Origin of the sequence: Caloramator australicus RC3 (assembly GCF_000297115.1) — a bacterium.
In the GTDB taxonomy this organism is placed as follows: domain Bacteria; phylum Bacillota; class Clostridia; order Clostridiales; family Caloramatoraceae; genus Caloramator; species Caloramator australicus.
The window spans coordinates 1-18,858 of the sequence record NZ_CAKP01000060.1; the positions used below are offsets into that span (position 1 = coordinate 1).

Genomic DNA, 18,858 nt, shown 5'->3' on the forward strand with positions numbered 1-18,858 from the left:
CTAAGAACTCAAATTTTGGCTTAAACAATACCTGCAAAGCATTTACGTTTCAATCCCTCATAGGTAGGCTAAGAACTTGAATCACCTCCAGTCTGATTTATCTTAATTCCTCGTTTCAATCCCTCATAGGTAGGCTAAGAACTTGAATCACCTCCAGTCTGATTTATCTTAATTCCTCGTTTCAATCCCTCATAGGTAGGCTAAGAACGCGCGCGCAAGGTTCGTTGAACATGCGCGCGGGCAAACCGAGTTTCAATCCCTCATAGGTAGGCTAAGAACATTTCTTGAATCCAAATATAAATATGCCTCATCAAGGTTTCAATCCCTCATAGGTAGGCTAAGAACTAATTGCGACAGATAACGAAAGCACAATTTTAGATTGTTTCAATCCCTCATAGGTAGGCTAAGAACATGCGACAGAACAAGTGTCGCATAGTTGGTGAGCTGGAGTTTCAATCCCTCATAGGTAGGCTAAGAACTCATAATTACTTTTCATTTTTATTAACCTCCTTTACTTTGTTTCAATCCCCTCATAGGTAGGCTAAGAACTGAACTTGCACCTTCCGGGTGCAAGCGGTAGGCCCGAGTTTCAATCCCTCATAGGTAGGCTAAGAACCCTAATCACCCTCTTTAATACCTTATAAAAAGTATCGAGTTTCAATCCCTCATAGGTAGGCTAAGAACGAAGCGATATTGTGGAGGGAGCTAAAATTAAAATATGAGTTTCAATCCCTCATAGGTAGGCTAAGAACTGAGATTGATTGACTAGGGTGTTCCCCTAGTCAACACAGTTTCAATCCCTCATAGGTAGGCTAAGAACTTCGTTGACTTGTCCGAATATGCGGGGCTGGATGCGGGTTTCAATCCCTCATAGGTAGGCTAAGAACTGATTATCAAAATATTATAGTTACATAACATTTTGAGTTTCAATCCCTCATAGGTAGGCTAAGAACAGAGTGGATTTATCGAAATGAAGGAAACCTCATTTATGAGTTTCAATCCCTCATAGGTAGGCTAAGAACAGTCACCACCTTATTTTAGGTAAATCACTGATCTATTGTTTCAATCCCTCATAGGTAGGCTAAGAACTGTCAAATATCCATTGGTCAAGCGCAATAATTATATGTTTCAATCCCTCATAGGTAGGCTAAGAACCCGTTCAATGCTTATTATAACTGGGTTTGAAGATTTTGTCAATTTTGAATTTTTTGTTAACAAAATCTTCAAACCCTTGAAAATGCTCATTTTCTTTTGTCGTCGATCCCCAGCACTTTTTGCAGGATTGGAGGTCGACGACAAATTCAAAAAATCCTCCTAACTATGAAAAATACAAACTTTGTAAAGGCATAATCATAAAAATAGAAACCTAATTCAAAAATTAACAAAACAATTATAAAAATCGGTAAATTTGTAGATGAAAAGTTTTGATATAGAAATATTTTCCCAAAAATCAACATAGCAAAAAGGCTTAAATTAAAATAAGCATACTTTAAAGCCCAACTGTATTTTCTTTTCTCTGCTAATGATTTTATTATCGGATAAAAAGAAATAGGAATAAATACAAGTTTATAATATAAATTCGGAATAAGCAAAAATGAAAGGATATCAGTTGCTACTATAGCTAAAATTCCGCCCTTTATCCCTGAAACTATTACTGAAATAGCAAGCAAAAAACTTGCAATAGCTAAAAAGGACAGCTTACTTTTAGTAAATGCACCAAAGTATAAAATAGCTACCGTAAGAGCTATAATTAGTCCATTATAGGTCAAATTTCTTGTTCTATCCATAATATCCCACCCTAGCAGCAGGATAATAAATCCCCACCACAGCATTCACAAAGACAATCAGCACAATAAAGATACGCACATATTTCACAGCAATCATCCGTTGTATTTCTTGGTGGTGAATAATATTGGCTATTGTTCATCCTATATGTATTATTTAGCCTGTTTAAAGCGTCTTTATACTCCTGATTATATGGATTCATTTCAACAGCTCTTTTTATGTAACTATACCCTTGAGAATAGTTGCCCTTGTTTATATATACAATCCCCATGAGATAATACCATTCATCATTTCTCGTATTTATCTTGTTTAGCTCCCTTTCAGCATTGTAAAAATCCTGCTTCATTATATATTCTCTAACGATTTGAAATGTTGAATCATTAGAATAGGAATAACTACCCGAGTTAAAATTACCTTGTCCATGATTTTTAAGTAAAAACTCATAGGCCTCATTAATTTCTCTTAGTTTTTCCTCTGCCAGCTCCCTTAAAGGATTATCTTGATATTTATCAGGGTGATATTTTTTAACAAGTTCTCTATAGGCTTTTTTAATATCGTCTATTGAAGCGTTTCTACTTACACCTAAAACTTCGTATGGATCCTTCATTTTTATTTTCCCCCTTTAAAACAGTTTCAGTTTTATCTGCTAGTCCTAAATAAATAATATTGTCTAAAAGCCCCTTATTCTTTTTTATTTCCATAATTTCATAAGCCTTAGTTAGGTTATCAAGGTAACTATAAAGTGCAAACCTTACAGCATCAATATCCAATTTATCTTTTAAAGGATTATATATACCCTTTTTAATATCCTCCTTTAAATCATCTAAAGCATCTATAACATAAATCCATCTCCCAAGGTTATATCCAAAATATTTAAGGGCTATTTTTCTCTTATCATCAAAAACATCAAAGATCTCCTCTAAGACCTTTCCAAAATAATGGCTCAAAATATCTAAGTCTGATGAGTTTTCCTTTTCAAGTTTAAATATTTCATGAAGATATTTATCTATGTTTTTTAATTTCTCCTTTATAGAACTACTATAATTTGCTTTTATAAGCTTTGAAGCTAAATAATAAATTATATTATTGTTATCCTTATAATTATCCATTAGCTTTCTGTTTACCAAAAAGACATTTAAAAAGGCTGCATATTCTATATATTCATTTAGATAGAAATTTACCTTTCTAAATTTGTATGGGCAGAAATTTCTCAATGGAATTTGCCTTTCATGTTCTATGGAAGATAGAAACAAAGCTAAAAAGGCCATATCATAATTTAAAAAATATTTAGTCGGATAATTAATTTTACCTATACTTTTACATATCCCACAATAATATCCTTTAAAAATATCAAATTCTTTTATTTTTAGCTCATTCTTTAAAGGGACAACATACCCGAACATATTTCACCTTCTTTTGAAGCATATAATTATATTTTACGACATCTTTTAATAAAAAACAAAAGCCCCAAAGGGCCTATTTATCTGATATTATTTTTTTAAAATTATCATATAAATTTTTAATCTCCCTCTTAAAATCGCTAATCTTTTTTACATTGTCAGTATATCCAAAATGGTTTAAATCATTTCTTATTCCCTTTATACTTTGATAAAAATCTGCAAAATCTTTATCGATTTTATCGACCAATTCGGCTATCTTTTCTTCATACTCCTTATCAATCTTCCAAGTGTCCCTTGGTCTATTTAAAGCCTTTATATTAAGAGCTTTTGCAACTATCTCCTCTCTGTGAATAGAATTAGTTTCATCCAATCCAAATCTTTGGCAAACATATGTAATAGCAGCTTCATCTAATGCAGTATAAGCTTGTTCAATCAAATCATTTTCTATGCACCATCCAACAGTTGCAATGCCTATGTGTAAATTGTCCCGCGAGTCAAAGTTCTTTGTCCTTTTCTCTATTTTATCAAATAAAGGAAGTAGCATTTGTAAAGGTCCCTTTGAGCATCTATCCTTAACATCCATCAAATTGTTTTTCATATTTTGATATGCTGAATAAATTGACTTTTCCGCTCCAAAACCTTCTATGAATTTTCCTCTACAAGTTAAAATCGCGCTTGTGAAATTGTTTAATGAATTAGCAAAATTCCTTACTGCTATTGCATCAGGATCCCTTTGAATCAACTTTTCCCTTAAGCTTATATTTGCAACATCGCTTATATGCTTTGCATTGCCGTATTTCAAAAATGCATTAACTGCATAGGACCATTCAAGTATTGAATCGAAATTAGTAAGATCAAAAACAGGCACTATAAATTCCGAATCCCTGTTTTTGTTAAGTTCAAATGCCCCATAATATATTCCTAATATTTTTATATCCTTAACAACCTTTGCATAGTTTAAAACAGTTAGAGCAAGCATTGGTAAAGATCTAAATCCGTGGGTTATATCAAATATTACCTCGTCCCCTTCTTCTATTTCATCGAATATGCATCTAAAAATCTGCCATATTTCCTCTTCATTCTTTCCTTCTGGTATATCTTTGTCCAAAATTGTAAAGCCATATCCTTCATCCTTTAAAGATTCTAATTTGGTCTTTAATCTTCTTGTTGATATTAGCTCGTTATTCCAATTTAATTTTCTTGCATCCTCCGTTAAAAATATAATCACCTTATCTTCCTTATCCCAATCCTTACAAAAATACCTTGTTAAAAATTCCTGAATATATGATGTTTTAAATGTAAAATCCCCCAAGTTATATATGGTTTCTTGGTAATCGTTTGTTCCAAGAATGCTAATAAACTTTTTACCCATAAAACCACCCCTAAACTCGATATTACCAAATATTTGTATATTTGTGAATATATTTTATTAATTTTTAAAAATATCGTAACCTTCTTTAAGAAGGCTATAGATTAAAAAAAGCATTGTTATATTGGAAACAAAGGGAATACTAAGTAATATGCTAAAGATTAAAAAATTGGTAAGCCTATACCCTAAAATAGTTTTTAAACTATTTTTTAATTCTTCAAAGGATATTTTTTTGTTTTTATAATCTAAAAACAAAGGATATATCTGAAACAACGTATACCAAAACAAGCCTTTGGGAATATAATCTGTTAAATCTTTATCCCCATAATCTTTTATTCTTTCTATTTCCCTTTTAACTGTTTTGGTTATTTCTTCATTTGACATACCAGTAGTATCTATATGTAGCCTTTCTGCCACTTCTTTAGTTGAAGCAATTCTTATATCAGGATATTTTACCATTGCTTCTTTTATATAGTTTATATCATCCGTCGCCTTAAGTTGAAGATATTCAACTTCTCCTGTTTTTGTATTGTAAAGAATAACATCAGAACCTGGGTGATTTGTTTCAGTAAAAAGCTTTGCAAAGTAGTGGTCTTTATCTTTATTTTCAAATTCAACAAATTTTATCTCATGATAAACCCCCTTTAGGTTGTTTATAAACCCCTTAAGCTGTGCATCGTCTAAGCTGTTTATATACCTCCCAATATCTTCTACTGATGAATCCTTAAGATCAGGATAAGCCCTCCTTATAGCTTCCAAAAGGTCCTTTGTATCAAAGGTATATTGAAAATCATCCTTTGATTTTAATAAGGATATAAAAATTGGCTTAAGGTGATCATCCTTTACTTTGCCGTAAATATTTTTTATATGTTTTGATAAGTTACTTATCTTTGTTTTCATTTTTTAATTCACTCCCTATCCTTTTCCCCTCCTCCAATTCTCTTTTGTATATAACTTGAAGTTGTTTTTTATTTATAGGATTTCCCGATCTTTTTTGGACAAAATAAAAGTCCGCAACCTTTCCTATAGCATAACAAGCACCATATACTAACGGAATGGTAAAAAATCCTCCTAAGAAGGGAATGAAGGTTTTATAGGCAAATATTATTCCCGACTTTGCTAAATATCCAAGTCCTACAACACCTAAAATCTCCTTTAATATATCTAATGCTCTATCCCTTGAAATTTGAAATCCTCTTATATTCCCTATCTTCATAACCATGGCAACTTCGATGGTTGTTAATATAGGAAAATCAGCGATAGGAATAGGTTGAAGAGCTATTCCTGCACATAGAGCAGAACAAAACTTTATAACCCTTTCGACCCTTTTATCCTCCAAGTATTCCTTTTTTATCTCATCGTTTATCCTTTCTAGAACTTCATCAATATTCAAAAAAAACCACTCCTTAAAGCAAAAAATCACAAAAGATCAAAAAAACTTTTTTGCTCATAATCTTCCTTTTCTTTTACATCATGCCATCCAACAAGAGATGGGGAATTAGGATCATGCTCCCTTCTTTTCTTATCCACCAAAGCTTCGGACATATTTGCATAGCAATAGATGCACTTATGGGGGCAGGTGTCAAAAACTCCTATATCTTTACTTGCAACGCAGCCACATTCCTTTCTTTGTCCCGTATCCTTCTTTTTTGTAACATCTATGTTAAACACCTTTTTAATATATTCGTCATCTACACATTTGCCATGTAAAACCCCTTCTTCTTCAAGGTCTACAACCTCTGCACAGCTATAAATTTCCATATCATGAGCCTTTGCTAAACTCGCCAAAGATTTAATAAATTCCCTAAACTCTGGATGATTAAAAGGATTTTCAAATACATTTATTCCTGCCTTTTTTAACCTTCTCGATGCCCCTCTATAATCGTCAAAGATACTTATAACTACCCTATTGGTATATCCTGATAAATCCTTGACTATCCTACTAAAGCTATTCAAGTGAAATTCAAATGGAGTGATATCAGATAATATAATCGGATCATACCTTAATATTACCTTTTCTTTTCCTATCCTATCGGATAGCTCTTTAAAAGTTTTTATTCTTTCTTCAAAAGGAGGTAAATTAGGTTCAAAAACCTTTGAATAGTTGTTTAGTGTATATTGAAAATAATATTTATATCCTAATCTATCGATCTCATCCAAATGCTTCATTAAAGGTTTTGGATTTTTTGTCCAAAAAACTATAACGTCGACATCCTCCCTTTTAAGGGATACCTTGTTTATTTGATTTGCATTAAAGGGGTTAACAAATGTTGCATAACCCCTTCTGATTCTTTCCATAAACCATTCTGAATAAAAGGCAGGAATATCCGTCCTCCTGCTGGCGCTAATTATCATAATATTTCACTCCTCAAATAAGCAATTCAATTAACTTAACTTTATTATATCTTAATAAAATTTAATTTAAAATCAATAATGAGTATCTATAAACACTAATGCATATATGATGTAAACCAAGGCTTTAAGCGCCTTGGTTTACTATAATTACAGCGCTTTTAACTGCTGCCTTATAGCATATGCTGCATAATATGTTGTAAACATAGTGAACACATGCTGCTCTTATTAGAGCTTCCTTTGACACCTTGTATGCTTCAAACTCTGCTCTTCTTGTTTCTATAAATATCTTGTTTACATATCTTTCTGCATATTTATCTACAAATTCAACCTTCCCTTTGTTGCAGAATAATATTTTTTCAATTTCCTTTATTAATCCGCTGTTTTGTATTCTTGATAAGTATTCAATTAGATTAAGTATCTTTTTATCCCCTGAATATGAATAAACGCTGCTTTTGCTAAGGATTATTGATTTTAGCTCTAAATTAACGTTGTCTAATCCCTTGCGTTCAGATTTTAATTCCAAAGCATCGATTATTTCATCCAGTGCAGTGGTGCTATCTATGCTACTTAATCTTGTTAGAAAATCTATAAATACCCTATAGCTTTTTAGCCCTATTGAGTTTTTGTCAAGATAAAGGGGATTTATCGGTATTTGAAAAATTTTTTGATTAACTTTATCATAGCTATTGAAATTCTTGGTGCCGCTAAGATATGTCATCTTCTCCTTAAGAACTGCCTTTATAGTGTTATCGATGCTACATTGTAAATTTTTCTTTCTGCTTAATCTGTCAACCATAGCAAGGATTTTTTCATCATCTTTTTTGGAAATTAAACTCTCCAAAATCTCAACCTCTGCCTTTCTAAGATTGAAAACTGAGATGACATCGCTTTTAACATTTTGCCATGAGAGCAATTGGAATCTTACCTTCATAAAACAAAACCTCCTATAGATTATTTTCTAAAAATGGGCACACTTATAGCGTAAACCCACTTTAAATTTCAAAATCTATAGGAGAGTGCTTTTAATTTATATTTTGTTACATCTATATTTTAACAATTGTTATATTTATTGTCAATAACATAGAGCTTTAAATTAACAGTGAAACAAGAAAAATATTAGCAATAATATTAGAAATAAGCACCCTCCGTATCCATCATCATTTTTATTTTGTGTTTGTTGTTTAACTGTCGGTTCGGTTTGATTGTATTGATAATTACTTTTAAAGGATTGTTGATTTTGCTCTTCCTTTTCTTTAATTCCTTTTATTGTAGCCAATATAGTATTCAATTCTTTACTGTATTTTTCATATACGTCATTATAATAAGTCTTAAGAATTTCTATATTTCTTGTTATCCTTCCGACACCAATACCATATAATTTGACAACTATATTATTAAATACATTTCTACTATCTTGTTCTTCTGCCATAAGTCTATATTCGTGTAAATAGATAAGAAGATCTTTAAATTCTATATCTAATTTTCTATCCCTGTATAGGCTGTCTAAATCCCTTAAAATATCAACATAATCCCACGCAGTTTCTTCATACTTCATTATCTCATCTTCATCTTCATCATTTTCTTCATTTAAATAATTATATAGCCATATATAAAATACATAGCCCTTATGTTTTTTGTCTCATTAGATTCATTGATAAAGGATATAATTTTGGAATTAACATATTCATCAGCCTCGTAGTATATGTTAGCTATATAATCTACAACATTCACATCTCGGTGTGTCATCCTATAGTTAATCAATATATTTATGAGTATAAAAGCTATATCAATTTGTTCTACTACATCTAAGCAATCATCCTGTAGAGCATCTTCAAGAATATCTATTGCCTTATCAAGCCAGTTTAACCTTACATAGCATGAAGCCATCAATACATAGCATATAGCAAAGCGAACATCACCATCCATTAATTTTTGTAAAATAACTGATGCCCTTTCAAATTCATTTTCATCCATAAGTTTAATTGCTTCCTCAATTTTCTTTTTAGCTTCCTCTTGATATCCACTTGTATCATAAGCCCTTCGAAGCTTTTCATTGGATAAAACTTCGTATGCTTCCCTTATTAACTTGAAATTTTCAGGATCCTTTTCCGGCGAGTGGATTCTAACTTTTTTAAAATAAGCCTTTTTTATCTCATCTTGGGTGGCATTTTGTTGTATACCTAAAATTTGATAATAATCCTTCATTTATAACACCTCACAACCAAAACTTATCACAAAATTAATTATAAGCATTTATAAATTCATATTTTTTTGCATCATTGTATAGATTTTTTATTTAAAAAACAAAAATGCCAATAGGTTTGATACCTATTGGCTCCAGCCTATAAGCTGGTATGCTAAGCACCATTGCCTAGCGCTGCATTTTAAATGATCATAATTATCTCTCCTTTCTTAATGCAAAGGCTATGCTCAAGCCTTTATGCTGAACTAAAAAAGTTCAGCCAGGTAGCAACCAAAGATTGCTACCTTAACATAAGGCATTAAAAAGCCTTATGTTATGTGCGAAAAATTCGCACATAAAGTCAAATTGACTTTCCCCACAAATGCCCTTCTCCAGTAAATCACCTCTCTTCTTGATCCAATTATAAAACATTACCCATTCATATTTTTCTGCATAATCGAACAATTCTATTAATCCCTTCAATCAGGTCAAGGTCATTTCTACCAAAGTGCAACAGTGTGTTGCGACGGCAAGATAGTGTAGCAGGTGATAATCCCTTCAATCAGGTCAAGGTCATTTCTACGACAGTCACAATGGACTGTCGCGCCTCAACCTCATGTGATAATCCCTTCAATCAGGTCAAGGTCATTTCTACTAATATTGATAATCAGATATCACAACTTGAAGCTGCAGTTTTGTGATAATCCCTTCAATCAGGTCAAGGTCATTTCTACATCACAGTAAAGGAGGTGCAAACAATAATGTCCGATGGCTTTAGTGATAATCCCTTCAATCAGGTCAAGGTCATTTCTACCTATTCCATACGAAACATTTGTAGAAAAAAGAGAGGAGGTGATGTGATAATCCCTTCAATCAGGTCAAGGTCATTTCTACGGCACCCCTTGTGAGGTATTGAAAAATCTAGCCTGAGAATGTGGTTTTTGAAAACCTATTTAAAATCGCTTTTTTTAGCTGTTAAAATAAGTTTTATACACGGATTGTATATTAAAAAAATTACCTGCCAAGCTTTGATTTTTCTGCGATGTAGTGGTTTTCAAAAAACCCCCTATGTATAAAAAGTGATTGGGGGTTTTTTGATTGATTTTCCTATGTATAATTATAACAATATCTCGTCTAAAATTCCACATTATTCAAAATTTTATATCAATAATCCATTTACTTTCTTCATTTTCTCTTATTCTTTTTAATTTTCCAATATCAATATTTACTTCGTCTTTGCCTAAAATATTAAACAAAACATTTAGCTTTCTCTCTAAATGAGTTATCTTTTTGTCTAATTCTTCCCTTTGGGATTTTAATTTTAATACTTCATCAACTACTTCTTTTATAGAAAGTTCAACAGATGTTTTAAAAAACTCTGCATTATCAGAATAAAGAATTGGGCTTGAATAAACACCCTCTGGTATTTCAAATTTACAGCAGCATTCTGATATTATATCATTATCCTTCATATATTCCCTGATTTTCTTACAAGATATTGGCCTTTCGGGTGCTTTGTTAATAAATTTCTCTGTGATGTTAAAACTATAATTATCCATTTGGCTCATCAAAAAATGGATAAAGTCCTTCCCTTTTTCTATGTAATTAAATACATATAAAAGTAAAAGCCTTTCAAAATGAGTCAAATGCTTTTTTCTTATACCGTTTTCCAGCAAATATTTTATTACTTTACAATTTACCGCTATTTTATAAGCTTCATTGTAATTTTGCCTTAAATTTTCAAAGAAAACATTGTCATCGGCATAACTATAATATTCATTTAATTTTATATCTTTAAGGCTGCTAATTTCTAAAAATTCCGTCCTTTTACAAGTTTCAGGGTGCAATCCTAACGGCAATTTAATTACATTTTCTGTATCAACTATAATATTTTCTTTAGGTTTTATTTCAATATTCACATCCTTATAATTCACATTTTCTAATACCTCTTTTGCTATTTTTTCTAATAAATTTATTTTTATAGTTTCTTTAAAGAAAGTCCAAACATGATAACCCTTTTTACCGCTAAATTCGATATATGATTCGTATCCCTTATGCATCAATTCCCTTTTTATTTCTTTTGCAACATTAAAGGCTTTTTGCACATCATTTACACAGTCAATATCAAAAACAAGCTTATTGCTAGTTCCATTTTCGCAGTCTAATCTTACAGCAAGAGTTATTAGTCCATTAAAATGTTTCTTTACTAATGCATCATCTATCTCTCCGTTTATTTTTTGGTAATCTTTATTACCATTTTTAGTTACAAAATATACGCTCTTTCTCCCTGAAAACAGTTTAATAAATTCTCTTATATACTTGTTTTTGTTTTCTATTTGCCTTATGAGTTCTTCAAATCCCTCAATTAAATAAAATTTGTTTTCTTCTACTAATTTTTCTATAATTTCATCCTTGTTATTAAAAAGTATATATTGAAAAGCCAATTTATGTTTTTCACCAAGCTGAACTTCTATTTTTTTCTTTAATCTTTCTATCACATTATCATTTAATAATTCTTTGTTAAGTTCACTTAACACCGAAATAAACTTTTCTTCATCTTTATTTTTTACTGCATCTAACAAAGCAATTAAATCGTTATTATCAATTAAATTATTATAATAACCTGGAATATTTAGGTTTTTGCTTGCAAGTTCCCTCATTTTATCATCATCTACCCTTACCTTTTTAAAATTTATTATAATTCCCAAAAACTTTACACTATCTCCCTTAGCACCTAAAATAGTTTTTGTTTCATTTAAGTTTAGACCTAATTCTTTTAGTTTGTTAATAATCTCGTCATATATATTAGCATTGCTAAAAAATATCATGTCGTCACAAAACCTTAGATATCGTATTTTTTTATTTTTATAAAAATAATTATCAAATTCTTCAAGATAAACATTAGATAGAATAGGACTTAAGGGGCTTCCTAAAGGTAATCCTTTAAAATCAGCTATTTTGTTATCTTCGATTATTAATTTTTCTAATTCTTTAAAAAATTTAACATCATTTACCCTTTTTCTAAGTAAATTCAAAAGTTTTTCTATATTTATTGAAGGAAAAAAATCCTTTATGTCACATTTGAAAAAATAATCGTATTGATTTATATATTCCTTGGCTAATATTATTGCATCTTTAGCAGATCTGCCTTTAATAAATGAAAATACGCAAGGTGGAAAGATAAAATATTTTTCTAACTTTTCTTTTAATTCTTTTCTTAATCTAAGTTCATCATCTTCATAAACTACTACCTCGCGGAATTTATTTTTGTTTTTTATCATATACTTTTTCATATTATCATTTCCCTATTAGAATTTTTGACTCTTTTATCAAAAACGATTTTCCTATTAAAGCACCCTTCACATAATAAAAATATATAAATACTTCTTGTAATGTCATCTATATTTGCCGATGTATAGGCATATCTTAAGTAATTTCTATAAAAGGCTTCTATTTTTTTGAGCATATCTTTATATATCTTTTCATCAAGTTCAAATTGATAAACGCTATATTGTATTCTTGTGCAATAGTTGGATAGTATCCTGCTTAATTTGTTTCTATACCTATCTATACTAATATCATAGGATATGATCCCTTTAATCATTTTAACACCACAGGCATATATTCTTCACCTCGTATAAAATAATTTTTAAGAAGACTAATTTGATTTTTTATTAAAGGTTTTACCTTTTCCATTTCATTATTAAATTTTAATATGTATTTTTTTAATGAATTCTCTTTAAGGAAAACACCATCCTCATCAAAATAAAAGTCTAATTTTGTTATCTCTTTTCTGTTTAAAAGTTTAATAATAAATAAATCACAAAAATACTGTCTAAATTCTTCAAGTAAATCTAATGGCAAAGATTGTCTACCATATTTTATACTATGTAAAAAGCCAACATAGCTATCTAAGCCATTTCTTTCAACCTGAGAAATTATTTCATTAAGAACCATCGTGTATGTTAAACTCAATAAGCTATTCACTTCATCCTTAGGTGGTCTTCTGTTTCTGCCATCAAAGTTATAATCCTTGGGAATTATATTCTTTAAATCTTCAAAATAATATTTGCTTGCTAATCCTTCTATACCTAATAGTTCTTCATTATCTTTTGCTCTTTCAACATTTAACATTAATCCTTCCAATCTTTCATCATAGATTTTATATCGCTTTAATAAATTTTGTTGATTAACAATTTTCCCTTTTATAAATATCTTTGCTAATTTTAATCTTCTTTCTTTATCACGCCAACACTCATACTGTGCAAATCTTAAATAAACATTTTTTGATATATTGGGGTATACTTTTCCCTTTAGTCTCCCTTTTGTCGATAAAAATAAAACATCAATATTGTTTTCAAAGGCTAAAGCAAGAGCTTGAGATGTTATTTGTTGATTGCCGAACAATAATATTTTGTCCACCTTGTAAGTAGGAACAGAAAATATTTTGATCCCGCCCTTTGTTACCAAAAATTGTTCATCAAATTTTTTTATAACACACCCCTGCTTAACAACATAAAGATCCTCCAAACTTTCACCTCCTCTAGGTCAATTTTATAATTTTGCACATTCATATTTTTTTGCACAAAAAAATAGCAGCAAAAGCTGCTCAATCCCTTCAATCAGGTCAAGGTCATTTCTACTTACTATGGCAAATTTAGAATTATTAAAGAAACTTCAAGAAAGTGATAATCCCTTCAATCAGGTCAAGGTCATTTCTACTTCAAAGATAACGTCACACTAAGAAAAAAAGCTGCTTCCAAGTGATAATCCCTTCAATCAGGTCAAGGTCATTTCTACGGCACCCCTTGTGAGGTATTGAAAAATCTAGCCTGAGAATGTGGTTTTTGAAAACCTATTTAAAATCGCTTTTTTTAGCTGTTAAAATAAGTTTTATACACAGATTGTATATTGAAAAAATTACCTCCCAAGCTTTGATTTTTCTGCGATGTAGTGGTTTTCAAAAAACCCCCCTATGTATAAAAAGTGATTGGGGGTTTTTTGATTACTTTTGCCTAGATTTATTATAACAAATAATTTTAACAAATTCCATATATTACTAACAAAAACATGTCTTTTCAATTTTTAGTTATATTCCCTCAAAATCTTTTTTATTTTTGAATTATAATAAATCGTATCTTTATATTCCTTCTCAATCTGCAAAGCATATCTAAAGGCTTCAGCTTTATCAGTTGATATTAACGTTAATGTATATAAAGTTTCTGCTCTATAACATCCGTCAATATATTTGTTTATATATTCATTGTAGTAACAAATGGCTTTTTCTTTATCGAAATATTTATAAGAAGAAGCTAAGAAGAACAATATATGCTCTTTTAAGTAACTATCACTTTGAATCTTATTTGCAATTTCAAAATACTCTGATGCTCTTTTATAATCTTTCTTCCTAAACGCTTTCAACCCCTGATTGTAAAAGTAACTTAAATCAATTTGTTCATATTGCTTCTGAATTAGATTAAAAATCAACAGTTCCTTTTCATTAAATCCCCTTAAATCCGTTTTTCCTTTTGTTTTTTCAAACCCACAATAATCCCCTTCTAAGTAGTTTTTCAAAAGTTCATAAAACTTGTCATTTACATGATAAGCATGTATTTTTTTCGGTTTATTCACTTCTTTATTTCTAAAGCCAATAAAATACATCGGACCAAGCATCACGATTAATAACAAACACACTACAGCCTTTTCATAAAACTTTTTAGCGTTATAATAAAGTCCATTTAGTTCTTTATATACTTCTTTAGTGAAATCATTAAAGGGATATATTTCATCTATCTCCTTTAACAGCTTTTTACAATCATCTATCCTCTTTTGCTTATAATAGGCCAACGTGAGAAGCTTTTGTGCATCATAAGTTAAAAATCCTCTTTGTCTATAGTTCTCCAACAAATCTATTACCTTATTAAATGAGTTCATTTTGAATTCGTTTAAAGCCTTATTAAAATCTTCTACATATTTTTTAATTTCTTCAATATTTTCTACTATCTCTTTAGAGGGTTGATAAAGGTTGTTTTTTGCATTGAATTTTAATAATTTTAATGCCTTTTTAAATTCACCATAATACAAAAGTATCACTCCTGAAGCATGCAATACTTCAGGAGTATATTCCCTTGTTTTTATGATAAAATCAAAAATTCTTTGAGCCCTTTTCAAATCTCCCTTTTTGGCATAATAAAAGCCTTTATTTATGATACTTTGTAACACATTAAACCCTCCGTTTTAGATATCTAAAATAAAGTCCAAAATCCTTCCGTCAATTAAATCTGCATTTTCTTCATCTTCATTTTTTATATATTCTTTTAGTTTAACAACCAAATCGAAAAGTTCATTTTTCAACTTAATATCATCCATTTGTTTTATCTTTTTTTCAGCTGTTTCGATTGTTATTTTATATTTTGAAGCTAATCTAGATTTTTTCCATGAATCGTCAATGGCATCCATCTTTTCAATAACTTGATCTAAAGATAGGCTGCTTTGATTTTTTATCTCTAAATCCTTCGATATTCCATTGCTTTTTATCGTAGCAGTGATTTTTATATTCCCATTCAAATCATAGGAAAACTCAACTAATATAGCTTCTTTACCAGCTTTATTCTCCGGTATACCGCTTAAATGAAAACTTCCAATAAAGGTTGCATCATCAACGAACAAGCAATCATTATCAAGCGTTTGATAGGCCTTTATTTCTACTTCAGTTTGATTATCATAAAGGGTATAAAACTCCTTTGATTTAGACGTTGGAATAGTAGTATTTCTTTCAATTATCTTTGAAAATACATCCGCAAAAAGCTGACCATTTATCTCTGCAACGCTTGCCACTCCTAAATTGTATGGACAAATATCCGTTATCATTAAACCCTTTTCTTCATCCATTTTACCTGACATAATTGCTGCCTGAATGGCTGCACCTAGTGCCACCGCCTCATCTGGGTTTATTTCGGTCTTTATGTCCTTATTTAATTTTTCCTTTACATATTTTCTAACAAGGGGTATTCTTGTAGTTCCACCAACCATAAGCACTAAATCTATATCATCATAACTTAAATCCTTATCCTCCAACGCCTTATCTATGATGTATCCTGCCCTTTCAACTAAGTCAAAAACCATTTCTTCAAACTCTTCCCTCGAAATCTTTATCTTAAAGTCAATAATATTTCCATTGCTATATACGTTTTCGATAACAATTAAGGCCTCCTTATCAAAGGAAAGGTTCTTTTTAGCCTCTTCTGCTGCAGCTTTAATTTTAGACATAGTCAAAAAATCATCCTGTGCTACATGAAAATTAATTCGCCTTTTCATCTCTTGTATTATAAATTCGCATAGTCTCTCATCAAAGTCTTTTCCTCCAAGAAATGGATCCCCATAGCTTGACATTACATCTATAACCCCATCGAATATTTCAAGAACAGTAACATCTAATGTGCCACCGCCAAAATCAAAAACTAAAACCTTTAAATTTTTATCAATATTTTTAAGTCCGAAGGCAAGGGCAGCTGCTGTTGGCTCATTAATGAGTCTTTCAACCTTAAGCCCAGCAAGTTTAGCGGCATTTAAAGTAGCTTCCCTTTGGTTATTGTTAAAATTTGCAGGAACAGTAATTACAGCTTCGGTAACTTCCTCTTTTAAATATTTTTCTGCACATTCCTTTAAATATTTAAGCATTATGGCAGATATTTCTTCTGGAAAGTAAAGTTTATCCCCTAATCTAATCTTCTCATTTGTCCCCATAAGTCTTTTATATTCCATGGTTGTAAATTGTCGTCTCCCTATAAATTGGTCCTTTGCATCCTGACCAACAACTATGTCGCCATTGGTGTCAATCCCAACATAGGAGGGGGTTATCCTTTCACCCTTGTCGTTTAAAATTATTTGCGGCTTACCATCCTTAAAATAAGCAATTTCGCAGGTGGATGTTCCTAAATCTATTCCAATTATGGCCATTTTATATCATCTCCTTTACTTGATGTTATAACCTTTGCTTTTCTTAAAATTTTGCCGTTATAAATAAAACCTTTCTTGATAACATGAAGAATAGTTCCTTCCTCCCATTCATCATTCTTTTCCGTTGCAATTATCTCATGCAGATAGGTGTCAAACTTTTTATACTCACTTTTTTCCACAATCACCCCTGCCTTTTTCAATTCGCTTTCAAATTTGTTAAGTATTTCTGCAGCCTTGTCCATTAAGTATATGTTTTTTTCATCAATTTTTCCGCTCTTAATTAAAGCCATTATTATTCCATCGATGTAGTCATAAATATATATAACGGCTTTTAATAAGTTTATTTCATTTTCCTTTAGCTTTTCAATGTTTTTAGACAAGCTCTCTAATTCCTGGGATATCCATTCGATTCCCTGAAGGCTCTTTTTTACAGCCCTTTCAATTATGTTTTTGTTTTCTATTCCTATTAATACTTCTTCATCGATAGTCTCCAATTCTTCATCGATTCCCTCAAGGTCAATATTTTTTATTTTCTTTATTTCATTCAAAAGATTCAAATTTCCACCTCCTAAAAAATAAACTTGCACCAAAGCGATGCAAGTTTATTATATAACTTGTTATATTCATATTTTTTTGCACTAATATATAATTTTTATATAATTGTATATATTGTAAGTGGTAAAATAAAATGGAGAGATTTCGGAAGTTAAAAATCCCGAAAATTTACCAGTAATATATACAGCAACTATCTTCTCCTGTTAAAATTTAATTAGTTTAAGATAACAGGGGGAGATATTGTGGGAATCATAAATGGTAAAAAGAAGGGATGGAGATTGTTTTCTGAAATCAAAAACCTAAAGGGAAATGGCTTGAAAAAGTCTCAAATTGCAAGATATCTGGGGGTGGATTACAAAACGGTTAGTAAATACTTCAACATGACACCTGATGAATTTTCAGATTTAAACAGAAAGAGAAAAAAGAAAAAGCTTGATATCTACAAGGATCAGATACTTCAATGGCTTAGCACTTATCCTGATTTATCATCGGCTCAGATAACTGACTGGATTAAAGAAAGATATGGCAATGTTCCGTGTTCTGAAAGATCAGTAAGGGCATATATAAGTTCCTTGAGAAGTGAATACAAAATACCAAAGCAGGGACACAAAAGACAATATGAAGCAGTAGAAGAATTAGAAATGGGATTCCAATCACAGGTGGATTTTGGTCAGATTTGGGTTGATACTATAGATGGCTCAAGAATAAAGCTGTATTGCTTTGCCATGGTTCTATCACATTCAAGAATGAAGTTTGCCTACTGGCAGGCCAAGCCTTTTACTACTGTTGATTTTATCGAAGCACACGATAAAGCATTTGAATTCTTTGGTGGAAGCACTAAAGAGATTGTTTATGATCAAGATAGGCTTCTTGCAGTTGATGAAAACTTTGGTGATGTAATATATACTGAAGAATTTCAAAAATATGTGGACTTTATGAAATTTAAAATTAGATTATGTAGACCATATGACCCAGAAAGTAAGGGGAAAATAGAAGCGGTAGTGAAATATGTTAAGAATAATTTTGCAAAACATAGAATTTTTGAAGATATAGATTCATTTAATAAATCCTGCTTAGAATGGCTCGATAGAACAGGCAATGCAAACGTTCATGGGACAATAAAAAGAATACCGAAAGAAGTGTTTGCACTCGAAAAACAACACTTAATTCCGGTATCCCCAAAACAAAATTCACCTAAGAACATTTTAACCTATGTCGTTAGAAAAGACAATACCCTATTGTATAAGCAAAAT

At 30.8% G+C, this 18,858-nt stretch carries 17 protein-coding genes and 2 CRISPR repeat arrays; of the genes, 1 reads left to right on the plus strand and 16 read right to left on the minus strand.

Translation table 11 applies throughout. The features are described 5' to 3' along the window. Nucleotides 1-46: 46 nt before the first annotated feature. Nucleotides 47-1,155: a CRISPR direct-repeat array (repeat unit 30 nt; unit sequence GTTTCAATCCCTCATAGGTAGGCTAAGAAC). Between the two features lie 146 nt (nt 1,156-1,301). The 16 genes from CAAU_RS13880 to CAAU_RS05310 form a co-directional block, all read right to left on the minus strand. Beyond that, on the minus strand, nt 1,302-1,787 hold the full coding sequence (locus CAAU_RS13880; RefSeq protein ID WP_008908382.1) for a hypothetical protein: 486 nt from the start codon (nt 1,785-1,787) through the stop codon (nt 1,302-1,304). An 11-nt stretch (nt 1,788-1,798) separates the two neighbouring features. Beyond that, entirely contained in the window at nt 1,799-2,392 is a 594-nt protein-coding gene (locus CAAU_RS05240) for a J domain-containing protein (RefSeq protein ID WP_008908383.1), read from the minus strand. Beyond that, nucleotides 2,358-3,188, minus strand: a complete 831-nt coding sequence (locus CAAU_RS05245; RefSeq protein ID WP_008908384.1) for a DUF5685 family protein — start codon at nt 3,186-3,188, stop codon at nt 2,358-2,360. The genes CAAU_RS05240 and CAAU_RS05245 overlap by 35 nt, the downstream gene beginning before the upstream one ends. 73 nt (nt 3,189-3,261) lie before the next feature. Continuing rightward, nucleotides 3,262-4,557, minus strand: a complete 1,296-nt coding sequence (gene csx2, locus CAAU_RS05250; RefSeq protein ID WP_008908385.1) for a TIGR02221 family CRISPR-associated protein — start codon at nt 4,555-4,557, stop codon at nt 3,262-3,264. Nucleotides 4,558-4,614: 57 nt separating this feature from the next. Further along, a complete protein-coding gene (locus CAAU_RS05255) occupies nt 4,615-5,454 on the minus strand; it encodes a hypothetical protein (RefSeq protein ID WP_008908386.1) in 840 nt (279 codons plus the stop codon). Next, entirely contained in the window at nt 5,435-5,947 is a 513-nt protein-coding gene (locus CAAU_RS05260; RefSeq protein WP_008908387.1) for a YcjF family protein, read from the minus strand. Before CAAU_RS05260 ends, CAAU_RS05255 begins: the two co-directional genes overlap by 20 nt. Before the next feature lie 26 nt (nt 5,948-5,973). Continuing rightward, the gene (locus CAAU_RS05265; protein ID WP_008908388.1) at nt 5,974-6,909 is read right to left on the minus strand and encodes a DUF1848 domain-containing protein; all 936 of its coding nucleotides are present in this window, start codon (nt 6,907-6,909) and stop codon (nt 5,974-5,976) included. 124 nt (nt 6,910-7,033) lie between these two features. After that, nucleotides 7,034-7,840: a hypothetical protein gene (locus CAAU_RS05270; RefSeq protein WP_008908389.1), complete on the minus strand. Its 807-nt coding sequence runs from the start codon at nt 7,838-7,840 to the stop codon at nt 7,034-7,036. A gap of 162 nt (nt 7,841-8,002) precedes the next feature. Beyond that, entirely contained in the window at nt 8,003-8,464 is a 462-nt protein-coding gene (locus CAAU_RS05275) for a hypothetical protein (protein ID WP_008908390.1), read from the minus strand. Between the two features lie 32 nt (nt 8,465-8,496). Further along, a complete protein-coding gene (locus tag CAAU_RS13885; RefSeq protein ID WP_008908391.1) occupies nt 8,497-9,114 on the minus strand; it encodes a DnaJ domain-containing protein in 618 nt (205 codons plus the stop codon). A gap of 444 nt (nt 9,115-9,558) precedes the next feature. Beyond that, nucleotides 9,559-9,985: a CRISPR direct-repeat array (repeat unit 37 nt; unit sequence GTGATAATCCCTTCAATCAGGTCAAGGTCATTTCTAC). Nucleotides 9,986-10,242: 257 nt separating this feature from the next. Continuing rightward, nucleotides 10,243-12,384: a non-homologous end-joining DNA ligase LigD gene (gene ligD / locus CAAU_RS05285; RefSeq protein ID WP_008908392.1), complete on the minus strand. Its 2,142-nt coding sequence runs from the start codon at nt 12,382-12,384 to the stop codon at nt 10,243-10,245. Continuing rightward, the gene (gene cas2 / locus CAAU_RS05290; protein ID WP_008908393.1) at nt 12,381-12,695 is read right to left on the minus strand and encodes a CRISPR-associated endonuclease Cas2; all 315 of its coding nucleotides are present in this window, start codon (nt 12,693-12,695) and stop codon (nt 12,381-12,383) included. The genes ligD and cas2 overlap by 4 nt, the downstream gene beginning before the upstream one ends. Next, nucleotides 12,692-13,621: a CRISPR-associated endonuclease Cas1 gene (cas1, locus tag CAAU_RS05295; RefSeq protein WP_008908394.1), complete on the minus strand. Its 930-nt coding sequence runs from the start codon at nt 13,619-13,621 to the stop codon at nt 12,692-12,694. Before cas1 ends, cas2 begins: the two co-directional genes overlap by 4 nt. 555 nt (nt 13,622-14,176) lie before the next feature. Beyond that, the gene (locus CAAU_RS05300) at nt 14,177-15,313 is read right to left on the minus strand and encodes a tol-pal system YbgF family protein (protein WP_008908395.1); all 1,137 of its coding nucleotides are present in this window, start codon (nt 15,311-15,313) and stop codon (nt 14,177-14,179) included. 15 nt (nt 15,314-15,328) lie between these two features. Continuing rightward, complete coding sequence (locus CAAU_RS05305; RefSeq protein ID WP_008908396.1) at nt 15,329-17,050, minus strand: Hsp70 family protein; 1,722 nt, start codon at nt 17,048-17,050, stop codon at nt 15,329-15,331. Then, the gene (locus tag CAAU_RS05310; RefSeq protein ID WP_008908397.1) at nt 17,041-17,607 is read right to left on the minus strand and encodes a nucleotide exchange factor GrpE; all 567 of its coding nucleotides are present in this window, start codon (nt 17,605-17,607) and stop codon (nt 17,041-17,043) included. The genes CAAU_RS05305 and CAAU_RS05310 overlap by 10 nt, the downstream gene beginning before the upstream one ends. Nucleotides 17,608-17,847: 240 nt before the next feature. Here CAAU_RS05310 and istA point away from each other — a divergent pair. Continuing rightward, on the plus strand, nt 17,848-18,858 hold a 1,011-nt coding region (istA, locus tag CAAU_RS05315), incomplete at its 3' end, for an IS21 family transposase (RefSeq protein ID WP_156792041.1).

Coding starts and splice junctions, on each gene's coding strand:
- CAAU_RS13885 (WP_008908391.1), bottom strand. CDS start 9,114: ATGAAGGATTATTATCAAATTTTAGGTATACAACAAAATGCCACCCAA.
- csx2 (WP_008908385.1), bottom strand. CDS start 4,557: ATGGGTAAAAAGTTTATTAGCATTCTTGGAACAAACGATTACCAAGAA.
- CAAU_RS05265 (WP_008908388.1), bottom strand. CDS start 6,909: ATGATAATTAGCGCCAGCAGGAGGACGGATATTCCTGCCTTTTATTCA.
- CAAU_RS05305 (WP_008908396.1), bottom strand. CDS start 17,050: ATGGCCATAATTGGAATAGATTTAGGAACATCCACCTGCGAAATTGCT.
- CAAU_RS05245 (WP_008908384.1), bottom strand. CDS start 3,188: ATGTTCGGGTATGTTGTCCCTTTAAAGAATGAGCTAAAAATAAAAGAA.
- CAAU_RS05240 (WP_008908383.1), bottom strand. CDS start 2,392: ATGAAGGATCCATACGAAGTTTTAGGTGTAAGTAGAAACGCTTCAATA.
- ligD (WP_008908392.1), bottom strand. CDS start 12,384: ATGAAAAAGTATATGATAAAAAACAAAAATAAATTCCGCGAGGTAGTA.
- CAAU_RS05275 (WP_008908390.1), bottom strand. CDS start 8,464: ATGAAGTATGAAGAAACTGCGTGGGATTATGTTGATATTTTAAGGGAT.
- CAAU_RS05255 (WP_008908386.1), bottom strand. CDS start 5,454: ATGAAAACAAAGATAAGTAACTTATCAAAACATATAAAAAATATTTAC.
- cas2 (WP_008908393.1), bottom strand. CDS start 12,695: ATGATTAAAGGGATCATATCCTATGATATTAGTATAGATAGGTATAGA.
- CAAU_RS13880 (WP_008908382.1), bottom strand. CDS start 1,787: ATGGATAGAACAAGAAATTTGACCTATAATGGACTAATTATAGCTCTT.
- CAAU_RS05270 (WP_008908389.1), bottom strand. CDS start 7,840: ATGAAGGTAAGATTCCAATTGCTCTCATGGCAAAATGTTAAAAGCGAT.